The following is a 19,194-nucleotide window of genomic DNA, read 5'->3' on the forward strand; positions in this document are numbered from 1 at the left end:
GCTTCCTTATTTATCGCAAGACAAGTCTGCCATAAATCGCGTCAATTCCTGCATATATCCCTCACTCAGCAAATCACTTCCGGCAATAATCGTATCCCGATACGCCGGAGAAGGAGCCATGTCCGGCTGCTTGTTCACAACCGTATACGTCCAGGCCTGAACCATTCTGTTCTCTACCTTAACTTCGACCATAATTCGCTCATAAATTCCCGCTTTAACACCTTCACGCCTGTCGAGTGCTGGCAGCAAATCCGCAGGAATTGCATACAGCACCCCCTCTGTCTGCCGCCCCGATGCAGGCAGTACATCTGCCACGCCTCCCTGCCATTTATATGCGGAATAATGTGTGAATCCAATCCGGTAATCATCCAGCACCGCCCGACTCAACACACGGTATACCGGCACATCGACTGCGAAGCTATCGCGGTTCATACAAGACCCATACGCAAAGTACATCTCCCACGCTTCGCCTCGCTGATACGCACGCCAGTCTCCAGCTGGCAGGAAGATTGCATCAGGCTCCAGCCTGTTTTGGTGCCTGTCAGGATATATGTACACATAGCAGTCATGCGTTTGACCGTCTTCGGTTACAACTGTTGTTACGATGCGTTCATACTCGTTATCCGGACAGTTTGCTTCATATCCTTCCAGCCAATCCATCGCAGCAAGCGCCGCCGGAACATCGCGCAATTCAAGTAGTTGCCCACTTACTTTTCCGGCACCAGGAATCATCGTTGGATACCCGTACGGGAGATGATACAGCCACCCCTGGATTGTCGCTTCCGAAGTACTTTGTACGAAGGGAGACACAACATGATGATTGCTTTCTCCCTTACAGAGCGTTCCATATACGAATGCTTTGTTAATCACAAACACTCCCCCTTTTTCTATACAAAAAGGCCCGGAATTCCCCGAGCCACATTTGTTTTACTGTTATTCTTGCAAATCATCCAGTGCCTTGTTAACGGCTGTCATGTACGGCAGCGCTGGAATTGCCCCGCGCTGCTCTGTCGCAAGCGCTCCCGCCGCATTCGCAAACGTAAGCAGCTGCACAAGCCCCTCATGATCAAATCCATCGAGCACATCGCCCAAATTACAAGTCATTCGTTCCGCCAACTGGTACAAAACTGCCCCGATAAACGCATCACCCGCACCTGTCGCATCCACAGCCTGTGCCGGAATCCCCGGCACATCACCTGTCGAACCATCCGATAACACATACGTACTGCCCTGCTTACCACGTGTAATGAGAACAAGCCGCACCCCCTGTGTAAACCAGGATGCTGCCCCTTCTCTTACATTCGCTGTACCCGTCAGAAACTCCAGCTCTTCCTCACTCACCTTCACCACATCCGCAAGCGGCATGTACGAAAGAATCGTTCGGCGGGCATCTTCTGCCCCAGGCCAGAGAGCAAGTCGCACATTCGGATCATAACTGACCAGCAGGCCATGCTTCCGTGCCTGTTCCGCGGCATATACCGTAGCCGAGCGTGCCGGTTCTGCAATTAATGACAGCGAGCCAAAATGAAACACAGCCGCATCCGTAAATAGCTCATCAGTAATGTCGTTTCTTTCAAGTAACATATCCGCTGCCGGATCGCGATAGAACAGGAAATCTCGCTCCCCGTCTTCTTTCAATGACACAAAGGCAAGCCCCGTCTTCACTTCTGCCGTCCGTGTCAGAAAGCGAGTATCCACGCCAACATCTACAAGTGTCTGAATAAGGAAATCACCAAATGCATCCGCACCTGTTTTTCCGATGAACCGGGCGCGACCACCAAGCCTGGCAACGGCCGCCGCTACATTAGCAGGCGCCCCCCCTGGCGCTTTGCGAAATGATCCCACATCAGCAAGCGCCTGCCCGTTCGTTTCCGGCACAAAATCAATCAGCAACTCCCCCAGAGAAAGTACAGCCTTCACTCGTGCAACCCTCCTCATAATCCAGCGTTCACATCAGCCGCCGTCTCCATCTCCTCTGCCTTACCATGCGTGTGCAGCACACAATCATTGTGAGCCATAACACAACCGTCTCGATCGCGTAGCACCCCTTCTAACCGGTATACCTCACCTGAAGCAGGCAAGGTTAGCACAGCCCGATCAAAACAGCGAGTAGAATCCTCCTCAATCAGCGGCGCCAGCACAATGCGTTCTTCAAGCACCGCTCCGTCCATATCCAGCAGCCGATACGCAATTTCTAATCCTTCATACCCCCGATATTCATCATTGACGACCCACGCTTCCATCGTCACCTGCACCGTATCATCCACCCGCTCCACATTACCTGTAAACGACAAAAGCAGAGGCGCAAACGCTTTCTGAATTGCATGATACGCTTTTTTCGGCTGGCGATAATAATCAATAATCGCCCAATCAATCGCTGGCCACGTATTTACGAAATGAAACTGTAGTATTCCATTTACCTGGTTATATTTCCGGCGACGCAATGCTTCTGTATGTGCCTTATAAAAAGCAACCTGATAGTTTTGCGTCTGCTCTACCAATTCTTCTAAAGAATCCGGCAGCTCACCCGTCCGCTTTTCACAAATTACATTCTGAAAGCCCCGCTTGCGCCAGGCATTCATATCCGGCGGCCATAGCTCATCAGGTGCGAGAAACCTACGCAGCGATGCCACATCCGGCAATGATTGCGTACCGTATTCGGTCACAAACAACGGATTATACTGTTCGGCGTCTTCAATCTTGCCCCAGTACCAGCCCACCCAGTTCACACTCAAATGCTCCGGCACATAGGCAGCGAAATGATCCCATGTTGCAAAAAAAGGCGGCAGCTCCCCTTGATCAATCAACACCGAATTTTTATGCACAGGACGGGTTGGATCTGCTTTTTGCACGGTTTCCATCAGCACCGCATCAAGCTTGTTATAATCATGCATACGCGACTCGCTGTGACAACACCAGAGCGCAATTGATGGATGATGCGTGAGGCGCTCAACGAATCGGCGGCTTATATCAGCGGCGCGATTGATGAATTCACCGTCAGAGCGGTAGCCCCATTGGAACGGTAAATCTTGAAAAATGAGCAAGCCCTTTTCATCACATAGACGATAAAACTCTTCTTTCTCCGCATGAGCGAACAAGCGGGTCATATTCATATGCGCATCGAGCATCATCTGCACGTCACGCTCATATTTCATCTCATCCATCAGTGATAAAAACTGATTGGACAAATAATTGTTTCCTTTAATAAAGAGACGCTTGCCATTCACATACACACCCCAATCCGCTTCAATGCGGATGTCACGAATGCCGAATGTGATTTCCTTCGTCTCGATCACCGTTGTACCGCACGTAAGTTCAACAATCGCACGGTACAAATTCGGCTCCCCGAGTCCTCGACTCCACCAGAGCATCGGATTTGGCATTACAAGACGCATCATCCGATTTCCAACTCCCGGTGGAACAAATAACCCCTCACTAGTAACAGCAGCTGTATCTCCTACAAAATTATGCGGCACAATTCGTACCGTCAGCGCATAGTCCGCTTCCTGTCTACTATCATTGTTCCAGCGCACATCTACATATACGCGGGCAGACTTATAATCATCCGCCAAATAAGGAGTAACGCGAACATCCGTCAGATGAACAATCGGGCGCATCTGAAGCACTACATCCTGCCAGATGCCACCCGGATTTACAAGCGGATTCGGGTATTGTTCATTCGCCGCAGACGGTACTTCCGGGCAGTCCGCGAGACCCTGCTGGCGCACCGGCAGGCAATCCCAGTGATACAGACCACCCTTTGCAATCGCCTTACGCTCCGGATTCGCATCCAAAGCAGCAGTCACTTTCACAATCAAATCATTTTCTCTTCCAAAATGAATGGCATCCGTCACACGGAAGGAAAACGCATCAAAATCTCCTTCATGCGCTCCAAGATAGTGACCGTTCAACCATACTTCCGCAAAATAATCCACACCACCAAAATGCAAATAATACGAAATATCATCTTGTCGTGCTGGCACTGTAAACAGGCGACGATACCACATCACTCCCTGATGGTCCGCAAATCCTGCCTGCTGCCAATGCGCGGGAACGATAATATCATGCCACGGTTGTTCACTCGCCTTATATACCACATAGTTGTTGATACTAGTTTCTATTATATTGTCCGGGTCGGGCATGCATTGCCACATGCCACTAATGTTTAGTTCCTGATGCATGTCAGACCACCTCGATGTATGGGATAAGGGAGAAACGATACCGTTATTACAACAATACGCGGTCTGTGCTTCGTTCGCTCCACTTTTACAAGAAAACAACTTGTCTACACCGAATGTAATCCTTTTCTTACGCCCGGTCAATGGAATTCATAGGCGACTTTCCCACGGCACATCGTCAGCACCACTTCGTCTCGCTCATTCAGTACAACAAGATCAGCATCCTTGCCCGGTTCGATGCTGCCTTTACGATCAAACACGCCAATCTGCTTCGCCGGATTAACCGCCGCCATCCGAACAGCGTCCGCCAGCGTACAACCGGTAAAGGCTTGAACATTCGCGAACGCTTCCCTCATACGAAGAATACTTCCGGCAAGCGTGCCGTCTGCAAGTGTCGCCTGACCGTCCTGTACGTTCACCTGCTGTCCCCCTAGCTCATACGTACCATTTCCCAAACATTTAGCCCGCATCGCATCCGTTACAAGCAGGAGCTTCTCCGCTCCTTTCATATGCCACGCAAGCTTTACCATCTCCGGCACAACATGAATGCCGTCCATAATCAGCTCCGCTGCAATTCTTTCATCTAACAGCACCACCCCAGCCACACCTGGCTCACGATGATGCAATCCGCGCATTGCATTAAACAGATGCGTTGCATGTGTTACGCCTGCATCGGCTGCTGCCTTTACTTGTGCAGATGTAGCATCCGAGTGACCGACGGAAACCGTCACACCCGCCTCACGCAAGTAACGGATAAACGCAAGCGCGTCCGGCAGTTCCGGTGCCATTGTTACCAGACGAATCGCGCCATCTGCTGCTTCCTGCCACTTCTGAAACCGCTCACGATCCGGATAACACATATGCCGGATAGGCTGTGCCCCTGCCCGTTTCGGCGACAAAAACGGCCCTTCCAGATGTACACCAAGCACTTCTGCCTGTCCCGGATTCATGCACGTACGCCGGTATTCCCTTACATTCATCAAGGCCTGTTCAATCTTTCTTGCCTCTTGCGTCATCGTCGTCGCTAGAAAAGAAGTCGTTCCTTCTGCTGGCAACGCACTCGCTATCGTCCGAAGTGCGGCTAGATCTCCATCCATCACATCAGCTCCGGCTGCACCGTGAACATGTACATCAATAAAACCAGGCACCAGCTTGTACCCTTGTGGAAACGAAAATGTTGCCGCCTGCCAATCATTTATTTTCTCTGTGCTGACCGTACGAATCCACTCACCTTCTACCACTACAACTCCATTCTCAATTCGCTCTGTTCCTGTGTATATATCCATATTCTGAAAGATTTTCATACGCATGAATATCCTCCTTCTTCTCTTTATCTTACGCTTCTTCAGCTCTGATCACCAATTTCTGTGAAAGTTAAAGGAATTTAATCCTGTAATATAGAAAAGATCATATCCATAGAACTATATAATTAGCAGGAGGAGAATAATGAAAGCGATCATTACACAACGAATAAGGCGTGTCATTTGTCTTATATGCCTATATAGTATACTTACATTTCCCGCACAGGCAGCCTCCACCTTCTCTGTAAATCCAAAAGAAACATATACATATGGAAAAATGGTTCAGGACATCCGAGAGCTTACAAATAAGTATCCCGATATCATACAAGTTAAAATCATTGGCAAATCCGAATACGGGCGGGATCTATATGCTATTGGACTTGGCACAGGACCCGCTACTGTTATGATTAACGGCGCTCACCACGCCCGAGAATGGCTAACGTCCACCCTAACCATGCATATGCTCGAACAGTACGCATACGCCTATGTAAATGGAACAAAAATTGGTGGCTATGATCCCCATACCATTCTCGACCAAAGCACTATCTGGTTCGTACCGATGGTTAACCCGGATGGTGTAACACTTCAACAATCGGGATTGACCGAGTTCCCTAAAAGCGTTCACACGGCACTTATTAGCATGAATGATGGCAGTCGAGACTTCAAGAAATGGAAAGCTAACGCAAAAGGAATCGACCTGAATCGGCAGTACGAAGGTCTCTGGACACGAAGCCCTTCTCCGACCCGTCCATGGTATAAAAACTTTTCCGGAACAACGCCGGTAACTGCCGCAGAAACAAAAGCGCTTGTTACTTTTACCCGCAGCATTGATCCAGAGATGACGATTGCGTACCACAGTAGCGGCCGCATTCTGTTCTGGGATTTCTATCAGACTGGAAGCGTACGTGCGCGCGACTTAGCCTATGCAAAAGCCTTACATAACCTGACTGGCTACGCACTCGTTTCTCGTACGGCTGGAGGAAATGGCGGCTATAAAGATTGGTTTGTTACTGCCTATCACCGTCCAGGATTCACGATTGAGATCGGGCCAGTAGTTGGTGAAACCAGTCTGCCCCTGTCTTGTTTCGCCGAAGAATGGCGCCGCAATCAAGCGGTTGGGCTGTATGCTGCACAAGAATCTGCCCGCCTATATGAAGCCCGACAACCGGCTATACAAAAAGGCGAACCACTACCTAAACCATAGTCATAACAAACAAAAATAAAGCCCTGATAGACTCACGCATGAATCTGTCAAGGCTTTTGGTATGTGTCTGTATATTATATTAAACCGAAATTGTAGTCTTATTCTGAGCATCCACAATCGCAGCCGGAAGATTTTCCACAATCGATTCGCCGATCTTAATGGAAGCTGTTGCCGCTGGAGACGGTGCGTTACATACATGCATCGACTTCTCACCTGGGAAGATCGCGAAATCGTCTACCATGTTACCATCCGGTTTTAAAGCTTGCGCACGAACACCCGCATGTGTTGGAACGATATCTTTCTCAGTCAATTCTGGAATGAGGCGCTGCAAGCTCGCAAGGAATGCTTGCTTGCTGAACGAACGCACGATTTCTTTCATGCCTTCCTTCATATTTGGCATTGCCATTTTCCAGAAGCCTGGATATGTCAGTACTTCTGCCAAGTCTTTCAAATCAAAGTCTGATTTCGTATAGCCTTCACGTTTGAAGCTTAACACCGCATTCGGACCTGCATGCACATCACCATTAATCATGCGGGTGAAGTGAACACCAAGGAACGGGAAGTCTGGATTTGGTACTGGATAGATCAAGTGCTTAACTAGATGCTTTTTCTCTGGTACAAGCTCATAATATTCCCCACGGAACGGAACAATTTTCATTCCTGGGTCTTTTCCACTCATTTTGGCTACGCGGTCACTGTGCAGACCCGCACAGTTGATTAGATAACGAGACTGGAAGGTTCCATTATTCGTTGTAATCGTAACGCCATCCGCGCGCTCATCGATTCGTTGCACTTCCGTGCCGAGTCGCAACTCTCCGCCGCCTTCCTGAATGATGCGGGCAAACGTGCGTGCCACACCTACATAATCAGCGATCCCACAGCTCGAAACACGAATGGCGCCGAGCCCGCGGACGTGCGGTTCAATTTCTTTCAGCTCTTCTACGCTGATTTTAGAAACATTCAGTTCATTTTCGAGACCGCGCTTATACAGATTGTCCATCAGCGGCAGCTCTTCTGGTTCAGTCGCTACAATAACCTTACCGCACATCTCATACTTAATGCCATGCTCTTGACAGAAACGAACCATCGCCTCGTTTCCTTCACGAGCAAAACGCGCTTTGAAACTACCTGGCTTATAATAAATACCTGAGTGGATAACACCACTGTTATGTCCAGTCTGGTGCTGTGCCCAATCTTTCTCTTTCTCGATCATCACGATTTTGGCGTTCGGAAAACGTTTTGTCAGCGCCATACCTGTTGATAACCCTACGATTCCTCCACCGACAATTGCAAAATCAAACATGCTGTCTCTCCTCCGTTCCAAATACATACGTGGCAAGGCAGGCCTTCACTTGAAAGCCTGCCTGCCTTAATTATTTATCATTCAACGAACTATACGAGTGCGAAATGTCCACGCTGGCGCATCAGTTCACGGTGCAGTTCTGGATGTTTCTCGAATGCTTCACGTCCATGCAGCCAGAATGTGTTATTAATCATAATCAGGTTGCCTGGTGGCAATTCAAGACCGTGTGTAGCTGGAGAATTCTCCATCGAATCGGACAGTTCTTTCAGATAGACAGCTTGCTCGATTGTATCTGGGTAAGCAAACTGGTCAATAAAGCAAGCGCACGGTGCATTGTCCTTACGATAGAATGTTGCACGCTGTACAGTTTTAGCTACGTTTTTGCTCGGTGGAGCTTTGTACGTAATTTTGTAAGCGCCAAGCGGATCTGTACTGAATTTCTCAAGGTCTTCCCAATCGTCGAGGTGCAGCAGACGGGAACGTCCACCTTTTGCATTTTTCTCGTCCATTTTCATCATAAGAAGCCAGTCAGTCGGCTCATCAACGAATGTACCATCTGTATGCAGTGTGAACAGGCGGTATGCCTGACGCAGGTATGAATCGCTGTTGTCTGTATCATTAACTGTGAAGCGAGCGTAGAATGTACCAGTCATCGCGTCAAAGTTTGGAACGCCTACCAGGTGAGTCAAAGCTGTTGCGAATTTTACGTATTCACCTGTATCAGTTGTTTGGCCTTGTACACCGATTGTGAAGCCGCCTGTCGCACGATCATGCAGAATGCCACGAAGCGTTTCCAGGAAAGAAGCACCGAACAATTCACGCATTGTATTTGACAGGAGCTGACGGGAATACGGCAGGTATTGAAGCGATTGCTCACTTGCATCTGCATGTTTTGCAAAGAATTTTGCCAGAAGAGTCTGATCCAGTTCGATATGGTACAGACGCTTGTGCTCCGGATGTGGTTTCACCTCGTAGCCTGCTTGTTTTTGTACGAATTTCAGGTCGCGTTCTTGTGTTGCAGTTGTCATAAATAATTCCTCCTCGTCCAGGTAAAAAAATAAAAGCCAGTTACACATCTCTGATTTCAGTGACAGAGTGTATAACTGGCTACGTTTTACGGATGCGCTCTGATCGCTCAGAGTGTGGTAAAACAGGCAGTTTCGTTATCATATTGTAAGATGATTGTGAGAAACCAGCCGGTGACAGCCGGGATTCTGGAAGGGGTGATCTTCAGAAGGCTGTGTCCGTTCGCTGTTCTTCTTATTTATAATCTTACAATACTAGCAACAATCTGTCAATATTTTTTCGAAACTTTTTTACTTTTGTGACAGGAATTGAGTATGCAGATCACGTACAGCCGCGATTAGCGCATTCTGTGCTTTGCCCCGGTAGTAATCCGTAATCCGGCTGCACAGCTCGTCCACACCGTCTTGCAGGCTGCATCCACGCAGCAGTTGACCGATAAAATCACGACCATGCTCGGTCGCCAGCGTGCAGGATGCTTCAATAATGACATGGTATTTCACATCCGCTTCCACCGTAATCGTGAGCGTATCTGAAATGCTGCGAGCCGCCATTCCTTGCGGCAGTCTTGCATGTCCTGCGATAAAATACGTTTTGCCTGTATACATGCCTACCACTCTCCGCACTCGTAATTAGTACATGCCGTCCATGTAGACGGTTTTTACCTGTGTATAGAAGTCAATTGCTGTTTTTCCTTGCTCGCGTGAACCTGTGCTAGAATCTTTGCAGCCGCCGAACGGAACTTGCGGCTCGGCACCTGCTGTCTCAGAATTCACGTGTACCATGCCTGTCTCCATATCCGCAACAAAGCGGCGGGCAAGCGTAAGGTTATTCGTGCAGATGGAGCAGCTAAGGCCAAATGGTGTATCATTTGCCAGCTCAACTGCCTCCTCGTAATTTTCAACTTTGAAGAGCGCTACAACCGGTCCGAAAATTTCTTCTCGTGCAATGCGTGCATCACGGCCGACATTTTCAAAAACGGTTGGTTGTACATAGAAACCGTTCGCGAGTGACGCGTCCGCTGGCACTTCGCCGCCGCACAACAGATCTGCTTCTGCTTTGCCTGCTTCAATCATTGACAGTACAGTTGCCTGCTGTGCTTTAGATGCACAAGGTCCCATAAATACATCTGCTTCAAGCGGATTGCCCACTTTGAGCGATTTCGTACGCTCTACAAGCGCATCGCGGAACTGCTCGTAAATGCCTGCTTCCACGATCACGCGGCTTGTCGCTGTACATTTTTGACCTGTTGAACGGAAAGCACCGCCAATTGTAAGTTCCACAGCTTTGTTGATATCGGCATCTGCCAAAATAACAAGTGGGTTTTTACCGCCCATCTCAAGCTGAACTTTCTTACCTTTCGCAATGGCTTTCTCCTGAATGTTCAGACCAACGCCATTTGAACCAGTGAAAGAGATCGCCTTGATATCCGGGTTCGTAACAATTTCTTCTCCAACAACAGAGCCGCGTCCGTATACGCAGTTTATAACACCAGCTGGAATGCCTGCCTGATGCAAAGCTTCCATTACATAGTTCACACACATCGGAGTCTGATCAGCTGGTTTAATTACAACGGTATTCCCGTAGATAAGGGCCGGAGCCATTTTCCATACCGGAATCGCAATCGGGAAGTTCCATGGTGTAATCAGACCGATCGGACCAAGCGGAACACGTGTTGTGTACAGGAACGTATCCGCATTCGCTGATGGAATCACATCGCCTACTGGCTGCAGGGATTCTGCTGCATAGTAGTCGAAGATCGAAGCCGCACGCAGCACTTCACCTTTTCCTTCTGCAAGTGTTTTTCCTTCTTCACGAGTCAGGTCGCGGCCAATCTGCTCTACGTTTGCTTTCAAATAATCGGCTGCTTTTTTCAAATACGCGCCACGCTGTGCGTAGGACAATTTTTTCCATGATGCAAATGCTGTTTTTGCAGCAGCAACTGCTTCGATTACATCGGAAGTCCCGCTAAGCGGGAACTCTCCGATGATATCATTTGTATCGTGTGGGCTTGTGTTAACGCCGTACTCACCAGTCGACGGCGCTGTCCACTCCCCATTAATGTAGTTATTGTAACGCATTGGTTATATTCCTCCTGCTGCTCTTATTTAGAAGCGTCTGCAATCGCAGCTTCAAGAATGTCGAGACCTTTTTCAAGCTGCTCGTCTGTAATTGTGAGCGGCGGCAAGAAGCGGAGAACGTTGCCGTAGATGCCTGCGCTCAGCGAGATGAGGCCGTTTTTCCATGTAGTAGATGTAACGTAAGCTGTTGCTTCTTTGTTCGGCTCTTTCGTTGCACGATCTTTTACAAGTTCCATCGCTACCATCGAACCCATGCCGCGAACATCGCCAATGATTTCGTATTTGTCCATCCAGCTGCGGAATGCGCTTTGCATACGCTCACCGATTACGCGTGCACGTTCTACGAGATTTTCTTCTTCGATAACTTCAAGAACTGCAAGACCAGCTGCACATGATACTGGGCTTCCTGAGAATGTACCACCAAGGGAACCTACTCCTGGTGCATCCATCAGTTCTGCACGACCTACAACAGCACTCAGCGGCATACCAGCAGCGATTGATTTAGAAAGAGTAGTCAGGTCAGCCGCTACACCGTGGTGCTCCATCGCGAACAGTTTGCCTGTACGAGCAAAACCAGCCTGGATTTCATCTGCAATCATGATAATGCCGTATTTGTCGCACAATGCGCGAATGCCTTTAACAAATGTTGCAGACGGAACGATGAAACCACCTTCACCTTGCATTGGTTCCATGATGATCGCTGCGATGTCATTTGCTGCTGCTTCAGCAAGGAAGAAGCGCTCGATGCTTTCTAGTACTTCTGCATCCAATTGTTCTGGTGTTACACCATATGGAGCACGGTAGTAGTATGGATATTGGATTTTGTATGTTTCTGGCGCGAATGGTCCGAAACCTTTTTTGTAAGGTGCTACTTTACTTGTCAGGGACATCGTCATCAGCGTACGGCCATGATATGCACGTTCGAATGAAAGTACACCGGAACGGCCTGTTGCAGTACGTGCGATTTTCACAGCGTTCTCAACTGCTTCTGCTCCGCTGTTTGCAAACATTGTTTTCTTTTTGAAGTCGCCTGGTGTTAATTCATTCAGCTTCTCAGCCAATTCAACATAGCTTTCATACGGCATAACGTGGAAGCAAGGATGAATTACTTTTTCGACTGCATCCTGAACAGCTTTGACTACTTTCGGATGGCAGTGACCAATGTTCTGCATCCCGATTCCACCAGCAAAGTCGATCAGTTCATTGCCATCTACGTCTTTAACAAGTGCACCTTTTGCAGATTCGATATAGAGTGGAGTTACATGGCCTGGGCCTTGTGCAACTGCATTCTGACGACGTGCATGTAATTCAGTTGATTTTTGTCCTGGCATTGTTTTTGTTTCAGTTGTCATGTTCATTCTCTCCATTTCTCGTCCCCAGATATTTGTTCATCTTCCGGACGACGGTTGATTGATTAACCCGAAGTACTTCTGCACATCGGTACGTGTTCTCGTATTTCTCATACGCCATTGCTAGTAACTGGCGTTCCACTTCTTCTACTGCATCCTTAAGCGGACATAATCCTTTGATTTTAACGACTGGCATTGCGTTCATCGTTTTACCATCTTTCCAGAGTGTATCTGGAAGATAATGCGGCATGATTTCCATCCCTTCACTTGTAACAACGAGTCGTTCTACCATGTTTTCAAGCTCACGGACGTTACCCGGCCAGTCATAGGCGGTCAAAATCTCGACCGTATCTTCATGGAATTGTTTAAACAATCCGTATTTCTTCGTGAATCGTGCAAGGAAATGCTGAACAAGTGCCGGAATCTCCTCTTTGCGCTGTCGAAGCGGCGGCATTGAGATCGGAATCACATGCAGGCGATAGAACAAATCTTCCCGGAACTTTCCTTCTCGTATCAACTGACGCAAATCCTGATTTGTAGCAGCGATGATTCGCGTATCTACGCTCATAAGCTGGTTTCCACCTAGACGGCGGAATGTGTTGTCCTGTAAGAATTGCAGTAACTTAACCTGCACATTCAGCGGAACTTCCCCGATCTCATCAAGAAACACCGTGCCACCGTCCGCAATTTCAAGCACCCCTTTTTTAGAGGTATGGGCACCGGTAAAGGCACCTTTCTCAAAACCGAACAGTTCAGATTCGATCAGTGTTTCTGGAATGGCTCCGCAGTTAATATGAACAAAATTCCGTTCATGACGATGGCTCGAGCGATGTACTTTCTGGGCGATCATGCCCTTACCAACACCAGACTCCCCAATAATCAATACCGTAGAATCAACGTGGGCAATCCGTTCAGCTAGACGGTATACACTTTGCATCTCGGGCGAGAGCACAACCATATCGTCCGTCGCGCCTCCACCATCCTGCTTAAGCTTCTCTAGTTCACTTCGATACGCATCAAGCAGACTTTCCGTTGTTTCCAGACGTTTGCGCAAAAGCTCAACTTCTTCGTACTCACGTGAGTTAAAAATAATACGGTGAATACTTCCATCTGGATTGAACACCGGATTCCCGATTACATACAGCTTTTTACCGTTTGCTGTTACCTGAATGCCTGATACTTTTTCTTTCTTCTCCAAAATTTCAGGCAATAGACTCGGTGTAAAGCCTCCGAGATCCGCAACTTCTGTCGTTTTGCGACCAAGCAACTCTCTAGCTGGCTGGTTGTACAACTGCTCACTTTTGGTACCGGCCCGAAGAATTCGCCCTTCTCCATCTGTAATCAAAATCTCATCAAACGATGCGTCAAACAGATTCTCCAATTCGAAGTAGGATTCATCTCGGCGCAGCACAAGAAAATCAGCTACATGCTCTCCAGCTTCGATATACCGCTTCCATTCTCCACGCAAGGAAAACGATGGAAGTTTAATCTGCGTCTCCCAGTACTCGTCACCAATTTGACAAAATGATTCATAGGATGAAGAAACAAGCGGCAACACGTCAGATACGTGTTTGCGAATGACATCTTCTTCCGTGTGTAAAAACCACGTTTCCAGCTCCCCATGCCATCCAATCACAAACCCGTCTGTATTCAGCACAAGCGTACCGTACGGAAGTTTTTCCCATATTTTTTGAAGATTCAGTTTTGTATATGCTTCCAATGTCCTCACCCGCTCGCATTCCCCCTCTCACGCTCATTTCGCTTTTATAAAGCTAGCAAATACCATGCCAACCGTAAAAACTTTATAAATCGCGATCTATGCGTGAAAGAGGAAAAGAATATAATGCATATTCGCATTATATCGTGCATCGAGAGACAGAACAATCGAAATTTACCTACTTGCTACACTATCTCGAATCTTGCGATGCGATTCGACATCGAAAAAATGCAAAAATACATCGAGAGTGGGTAAAAAGAGCCATGCCCTAGGATAAAGGGCAATGGCTTTTTTATTTACGACTTCTGTCCAGTACGGGAAAATCCTTGTAGAGAAAATAGAAGAACCGTACCAACAATGAGCAGTGTAGAAGCTGCAGCAATTGTTGGATCTACCTGTGTACGCATGTTTTCCCACATGACAATCGGCAATGTTTTCGTACTAGCCCCTGCGATGAAGATGGAAACAACAACTTCATCCAGCGACGTAATAAAAGCAAACAGCGCACTTGCCATTACCGCTGATTTAATGAGCGGAAGCGTTACTTTGAAAAACACACCAATCGGGGTAGAACCTAGACTTAATGCCGCTAATTCCAGATTGCGATCCATTCCTTTCAAGCTAGCCGATATTGTGACAAACACCATCGGAATCGCCAGAATAGAATGAGCGAGCACCAGGCCGGTAATCGTGTTCGTAAGCTTGTATACGGAAAACGTATGATACATTGCAATCCCGACAACGACGACCGGAATAACCATCGGTGCCACAATTAAATTCGTAAAGATTTTTTTACCCGGAAATTCCAAGCGTTGGACTGCCATTGATGCCATCGTTCCGATAATCGTCGATACAACAGCCGTCAGCGCCGCAACAGTCAAACTACGCCACAATCCATCCATCCACTGCGAATTCTCCAAAAACGCTGTATACCACTTCGTTGAATACGAAGGCGGTGGAAACGTAAACGTAATTTGTGAGCTAAAAGACAGCGGAACCAGAACAAGGATCGGCAGCGTAATCAAAAGCATGATAACTCCAACATACAGGCGCAGCCACATACTATTTCTCTCCTTTCAACAGCGGAGACAGACGTGCTACCCACGCTGCCAGCCCAAGCAAAATGAGCGTTGTTACAAGCAGAACAACTGAAATAGCGGAAGCCATGCTCCAATTAAGTGTCATCTGGATGTTTTCCTGAATGAGTTTGGAAATCATCATGTTACCCTGTCCACCAAGCAATGCCGGCGTAACAAAATACCCGATTCCAAGTACAAATACGATCAGCGAACCCGACATAACTCCCGGAAGCGACAACGGCAGAAAAATTTGCATGAATGCTTTCCACGGACGTGCCCCCATTCCCTGGGCAGCCTGTATAAGTCTGCGATCAATCCCTTCCATAACCGAGTACAAGCTCAGTACCATGTACGGGATCAAAATGTGCGTCATACCAATGACGACACCCATCGTATTGTACATTAACTTAACCGGCTCCGAGATGAGCCCTGCCGACATCAAAAATTTATTGATGATCCCTTGATCCTGTAGAATAACCGTCCAGGTAAACGTACGAACGAGCAAACTAATCCACAGCGTAATCATGACAAGCGACAATACAACCTTTTTCCAGCGTTCCGATTCCATAACGACGAGCAAATACGCAATCGGATACGAAATGAAAAGCGTTACGAGCATGACAATGAACGATGTTTTCAGCGTGTTCCACAATACCTTTAAATACAGCGGTTCTGTAAATACTTGCTGAAGATACTGCATGGTAAAGCCTTTGTCATCATATACGCTTAGCTTCAATACACTTGCCATGGAGTAGTACAGCAGAATCGCTGTATACACAAGCGGGATAAGCAATAATAGCCATTTCAGTCCCGGAATTTGCACAAGTCGGTTTAGAGGAGGTACCATACCTGGTACCGGTGCCTCTGTATTTACTTTTGTGGACATCGTGGTGAGCACCCCCTCTATCTTCTTCTCTATTCAAGCATGAATTTGTTGAAACGCTCTGCAATTTTATCGTAGTTATCGAGCCACCATTTGTTATTAATGAAAATCTGTTTTGATACGCGGTCTGGTGTTTGACCAATACGCTGTTTCACATCATCCGGAAGCATATCAAGTGCTTTTTTGTTTGTCGGAGCATAATCGATCGCCTTTGAGTACGCAGCTTGTGATTCTGCTGTTACTGCATAAGCAATGAATTTCTGCGCCAGATCTTTATGCGGTGCGCCTTTCGGAATTACCCATGAAGTCGCCATACCAAGTGATTGATTGAACTCGTTGTCAATTGGTGATCCTTGTGCCTTCGCGCTGGATACACGTCCATTCCATGCAGCGGCTGCTACTACTTCTTTCGTACCAAGAAGCTGCGGCGGCTGTGCTCCTGCATCCCACCATACTTTTACGTCTTTCTTAATCTTACCAAGACTCTTGAAAGCGCGGTCTACATCAAGCGGATACAGCTTGTCTGGCGCTACGCCGTCAGCAAGAAGAGCGGCCTCCAGTGTGCCAACCGGGTTTTTGTACAGAGAGCGTGCACCTGGGAATGCTTTTGTATCCCAGAATTCTGTCCATGTTTTCGGATGCTTGCCACCTGGGAACGCTTCCGTATTGTACGCGATATTTGTGAAATAAACTTGCAGACCGATCGAGCAGTCTGTCACAAGCTCAGGATAAACATCATCTTTTTTGATCTGTGTATAATCCAGCTTCTCCAACATGCCTTCTTTCTCAAGACGCAGCGCTACGTCCGTATCGGAGTTTACTACATCCCACTCCACAGCCCCACTTTGTACCATCGCCTTCAGCTTACCTACATCTGTCGGAGATACAACGGTAATTTTCACGTTGTTTGCTTTTTCAAACGGCTCGTATACATTTTTCTTAGCTGCTTCAGAAGATGCACCACCCCAGTCTACAACGACAAGCTCTTTAGAGCCGCCTGCAGCCGGTGCACCTGCTTCTTTGTCTTTTGCGCCGCCACATGCGGTTACACTGAATGTAAGTGCCAGTGACGCAAGAACGAGCAGTGGTTTTTTCCATACCTTTTTCATCTCTTTTTCCCCCTTATATGTGATGAAGATTAGCTGGCGTCTGCTTCGTACGGAATCGTAATCGCATCGCCATGATTCCAGCCTAATGTGATCGTCTCACCCGGCTGGAGGGAGTGCGCGTACCCGACCGGAACACGCACAGTTAATTCTTGTCCAAATGTCGTTTTCGTCTTCAGCTTGATGCAGTCGCCCAGGTAAATTTTTTCGTCTACCGCTACAGAAAGCGCATTCTCATACTGCCCGGCTTCTTGCGTCACATAAACATTTTCCGGGCGAAGGGCGATGTACACTTGCTCCTTAAGCGCTTTCACACCATGAGCACGTATTGACACTGCAGCATCTCCCATCAGGCGGACAATTGAACTATCTTGCTCAGCTCCTGTAACTTCGCCTCCAAGCAGATTGATCTCACCGATGAACTCGGCAATAAAACGATTTTGTGGAAACTGATAAATATCTTCCGGAGACGATACCTGCTCAATTCTCCCGTGATTCATAACACAGATCCGATCAGACATCGTAAGCGCTTCCTCTTGATCGTGCGTTACGCTAATCGTCGTAATGCCGACTTGCTGCTGAATGTGTTTGATCTCAAGCTGCATGCGTTCACGCAGATTTTTGTCAAGCGCCCCAAGCGGCTCGTCCAATAATAGAAGCGGTGGGTTAAACACAATCGCCCGCGCAATTGCCACGCGCTGCTGTTGTCCACCTGATAGCTGCTTCGGATATCGATCGATCAGATGCCCCAGATGAACCAGATCAAGAATGTTATGTACCCGCTCTTTAATTTCCTGCTTAGAGACGCCGCGTAACTTAAGCGGATAGGCGACATTATCACCTATTGTCATATGCGGAAACAGCGCATAATTTTGAAATACCATGCCGATATCACGTTCGTATGGTTTTTTATGTGTGATATCCTGGTCATTTAACTGAATCGAACCGCTTGTCAGCTCCTCAAAACCGGCAATCAATTTAAGAAGCGACGTTTTTCCGGAGCCGGATGGACCAAGAATCGTAAGGAATTCTCCTTTACGAACGTCAAGGTTAACACTGTCCACCGCCTTAAAGTTGCCGTAAAACTTGGTTGCATTATTGATGGATAAGTCCATCCCCTTTGCCATTTTTATTTACCCCCTTTTTTCTCTAGGCTGTCGTATAACACTTTATACCTAGCAACAATTGTGCCAATTTAAAATTTTGCGAAATATATGTATTTTTGAATGAATAGCAATGTGAAAATGCATTGTTTTTTACTTTTTAAAATTATCAGACCGTTATTTTCCAAAGAAATCTGCAAGAAAAATTACACAATGCAAAAAAGCATCGTAAAATGCTGTTTAGCATCGAAAATATCAGGATGTTTTGGACGATTTACGTTTCAATTTTTAGATAAGGAATGGTAAAATAAAACGAAAAACGCAAGGAGGAATTTGATATGGCGCATGATCCGAACTGCATTTTCTGTAAGATCATCCAAGGGGAAATTCCATCAGCGAAAGTATTTGAAAATGACCACGTGCTGGCTTTTCTCGATATTAGCCAAGTAACGAAAGGTCATACCCTTATTATCCCGAAAACCCATCGCCAGGATATTTTTGAGCTGGAGTCTGATATTGCGGCTAACTTGTTCCGTGTCGTGCCTGCAATCGCGAATGCGGTGAAAAAACAAACGGGTGCTGATGGCGTAAACATTTTAAATAACAATGGAAAAACAGCTGGTCAGACAGTATTCCATTATCATATGCACATCATTCCTCGCTACGGAATGGAAGATGGGTTCCATCCTCACTTCGTTGATCATATGGCTGATTATACACCAACTGACTTGCAGCAAATTGCTGCTACGATCCGCGATCACCTAAAAGCGTAAGTTCGTACATAAAACAGAGAAGCTGTCCCATAAGTAAGTGGGGGCAGCTTTTTTCTTGGCAGAGGATTTCGCCAAAGTGTAGTGGAGGAGCGGG

At 47.3% G+C, this 19,194-nt stretch carries 16 protein-coding genes; 2 read left to right on the forward strand and 14 right to left on the reverse strand.

Annotated features, from left to right (window positions below; translation table 11 throughout):
* Positions 1–6: 6 nt before the first annotated feature.
* The 4 genes from PO771_RS13215 to nagA form a co-directional block, all read right to left on the reverse strand.
* On the reverse strand, positions 7–870 hold the full coding sequence (locus tag PO771_RS13215) for a gamma-glutamylcyclotransferase family protein (protein ID WP_272560169.1): 864 nt from the start codon (positions 868–870) through the stop codon (positions 7–9).
* Positions 871–933: 63 nt separating this feature from the next.
* Positions 934–1,920: a PfkB family carbohydrate kinase gene (locus PO771_RS13220; protein ID WP_272560170.1), complete on the reverse strand. Its 987-nt coding sequence runs from the start codon at positions 1,918–1,920 to the stop codon at positions 934–936.
* A gap of 14 nt (positions 1,921–1,934) precedes the next feature.
* Positions 1,935–4,181, reverse strand: coding sequence for a glycoside hydrolase family 2 protein (locus tag PO771_RS13225; RefSeq protein WP_272560171.1), 2,247 nt, complete (start codon positions 4,179–4,181; stop codon positions 1,935–1,937).
* A 137-nt stretch (positions 4,182–4,318) separates the two neighbouring features.
* Complete coding sequence (nagA, locus tag PO771_RS13230) at positions 4,319–5,488, reverse strand: N-acetylglucosamine-6-phosphate deacetylase (RefSeq protein ID WP_272560172.1); 1,170 nt, start codon at positions 5,486–5,488, stop codon at positions 4,319–4,321.
* A gap of 136 nt (positions 5,489–5,624) precedes the next feature.
* On the opposite strand from nagA, the gene PO771_RS13235 reads away from it, so the two are divergent.
* Positions 5,625–6,683 (forward strand): M14 family metallopeptidase, encoded by a 1,059-nt coding sequence (locus PO771_RS13235; protein WP_272560173.1) that lies wholly within the window; start codon positions 5,625–5,627, stop codon positions 6,681–6,683.
* 79 nt (positions 6,684–6,762) lie between these two features.
* Here the strand turns inward: PO771_RS13235 and lhgO are convergent, their stop codons facing one another.
* The 10 genes from lhgO to PO771_RS13285 all read right to left on the reverse strand — a co-directional run bounded on the left by lhgO (position 6,763) and on the right by PO771_RS13285 (position 18,351).
* Positions 6,763–7,986 carry an L-2-hydroxyglutarate oxidase gene (lhgO, locus tag PO771_RS13240; protein WP_272560174.1) on the reverse strand — a complete coding sequence of 408 codons (1,224 nt, stop codon included), beginning with the start codon at positions 7,984–7,986 and terminating at the stop codon, positions 6,763–6,765.
* Between the two features lie 89 nt (positions 7,987–8,075).
* The gene (gene glaH, locus PO771_RS13245; RefSeq protein ID WP_272560175.1) at positions 8,076–9,014 is read right to left on the reverse strand and encodes a glutarate dioxygenase GlaH; all 939 of its coding nucleotides are present in this window, start codon (positions 9,012–9,014) and stop codon (positions 8,076–8,078) included.
* Positions 9,015–9,302: 288 nt separating this feature from the next.
* Positions 9,303–9,617, reverse strand: a complete 315-nt coding sequence (locus tag PO771_RS13250; protein WP_272560176.1) for a DUF3870 domain-containing protein — start codon at positions 9,615–9,617, stop codon at positions 9,303–9,305.
* Positions 9,618–9,641: 24 nt separating this feature from the next.
* The gene (locus PO771_RS13255; RefSeq protein ID WP_272560177.1) at positions 9,642–11,090 is read right to left on the reverse strand and encodes an aldehyde dehydrogenase family protein; all 1,449 of its coding nucleotides are present in this window, start codon (positions 11,088–11,090) and stop codon (positions 9,642–9,644) included.
* Between the two features lie 23 nt (positions 11,091–11,113).
* Positions 11,114–12,442 (reverse strand): 4-aminobutyrate--2-oxoglutarate transaminase, encoded by a 1,329-nt coding sequence (gene gabT, locus PO771_RS13260; RefSeq protein ID WP_272560178.1) that lies wholly within the window; start codon positions 12,440–12,442, stop codon positions 11,114–11,116.
* Positions 12,432–14,168 (reverse strand): sigma 54-interacting transcriptional regulator, encoded by a 1,737-nt coding sequence (locus tag PO771_RS13265; RefSeq protein WP_272560179.1) that lies wholly within the window; start codon positions 14,166–14,168, stop codon positions 12,432–12,434. The genes gabT and PO771_RS13265 overlap by 11 nt, the downstream gene beginning before the upstream one ends.
* 284 nt (positions 14,169–14,452) lie before the next feature.
* Complete coding sequence (locus PO771_RS13270; protein ID WP_272560180.1) at positions 14,453–15,217, reverse strand: ABC transporter permease; 765 nt, start codon at positions 15,215–15,217, stop codon at positions 14,453–14,455.
* A 1-nt stretch (position 15,218) separates the two neighbouring features.
* Positions 15,219–16,121 carry an ABC transporter permease gene (locus tag PO771_RS13275; RefSeq protein ID WP_272560181.1) on the reverse strand — a complete coding sequence of 301 codons (903 nt, stop codon included), beginning with the start codon at positions 16,119–16,121 and terminating at the stop codon, positions 15,219–15,221.
* 29 nt (positions 16,122–16,150) lie between these two features.
* Positions 16,151–17,227, reverse strand: a complete 1,077-nt coding sequence (locus PO771_RS13280) for an ABC transporter substrate-binding protein (RefSeq protein ID WP_272560182.1) — start codon at positions 17,225–17,227, stop codon at positions 16,151–16,153.
* Positions 17,228–17,256: 29 nt separating this feature from the next.
* Positions 17,257–18,351 carry an ABC transporter ATP-binding protein gene (locus PO771_RS13285; protein WP_272560183.1) on the reverse strand — a complete coding sequence of 365 codons (1,095 nt, stop codon included), beginning with the start codon at positions 18,349–18,351 and terminating at the stop codon, positions 17,257–17,259.
* A 314-nt stretch (positions 18,352–18,665) separates the two neighbouring features.
* On the opposite strand from PO771_RS13285, the gene PO771_RS13290 reads away from it, so the two are divergent.
* Positions 18,666–19,100, forward strand: coding sequence for an HIT family protein (locus PO771_RS13290; protein WP_272560184.1), 435 nt, complete (start codon positions 18,666–18,668; stop codon positions 19,098–19,100).
* Positions 19,101–19,194: the final 94 nt, after the last annotated feature.

The sequence above is a fragment of the Aneurinibacillus uraniidurans genome (assembly GCF_028471905.1).
Lineage (GTDB): Bacteria > Bacillota > Bacilli > Aneurinibacillales > Aneurinibacillaceae > Aneurinibacillus > Aneurinibacillus uraniidurans.

What these genes read in the sequence shown, in the direction of transcription:
- gabT (WP_272560178.1), bottom strand. Translation starts at nt 12,442, where the DNA reads ATGACAACTGAAACAAAAACAATGCCAGGACAAAAATCAACTGAATTA.
- PO771_RS13235 (WP_272560173.1), top strand. Translation starts at nt 5,625, where the DNA reads ATGAAAGCGATCATTACACAACGAATAAGGCGTGTCATTTGTCTTATA.
- PO771_RS13250 (WP_272560176.1), bottom strand. Translation starts at nt 9,617, where the DNA reads ATGTATACAGGCAAAACGTATTTTATCGCAGGACATGCAAGACTGCCG.
- PO771_RS13270 (WP_272560180.1), bottom strand. Translation starts at nt 15,217, where the DNA reads ATGTGGCTGCGCCTGTATGTTGGAGTTATCATGCTTTTGATTACGCTG.
- nagA (WP_272560172.1), bottom strand. Translation starts at nt 5,488, where the DNA reads ATGCGTATGAAAATCTTTCAGAATATGGATATATACACAGGAACAGAG.
- PO771_RS13225 (WP_272560171.1), bottom strand. Translation starts at nt 4,181, where the DNA reads ATGCATCAGGAACTAAACATTAGTGGCATGTGGCAATGCATGCCCGAC.
- PO771_RS13275 (WP_272560181.1), bottom strand. Translation starts at nt 16,121, where the DNA reads ATGTCCACAAAAGTAAATACAGAGGCACCGGTACCAGGTATGGTACCT.
- PO771_RS13285 (WP_272560183.1), bottom strand. Translation starts at nt 18,351, where the DNA reads ATGGCAAAGGGGATGGACTTATCCATCAATAATGCAACCAAGTTTTAC.
- glaH (WP_272560175.1), bottom strand. Translation starts at nt 9,014, where the DNA reads ATGACAACTGCAACACAAGAACGCGACCTGAAATTCGTACAAAAACAA.
- PO771_RS13280 (WP_272560182.1), bottom strand. Translation starts at nt 17,227, where the DNA reads ATGAAAAAGGTATGGAAAAAACCACTGCTCGTTCTTGCGTCACTGGCA.
- lhgO (WP_272560174.1), bottom strand. Translation starts at nt 7,986, where the DNA reads ATGTTTGATTTTGCAATTGTCGGTGGAGGAATCGTAGGGTTATCAACA.
- PO771_RS13255 (WP_272560177.1), bottom strand. Translation starts at nt 11,090, where the DNA reads ATGCGTTACAATAACTACATTAATGGGGAGTGGACAGCGCCGTCGACT.
- PO771_RS13290 (WP_272560184.1), top strand. Translation starts at nt 18,666, where the DNA reads ATGGCGCATGATCCGAACTGCATTTTCTGTAAGATCATCCAAGGGGAA.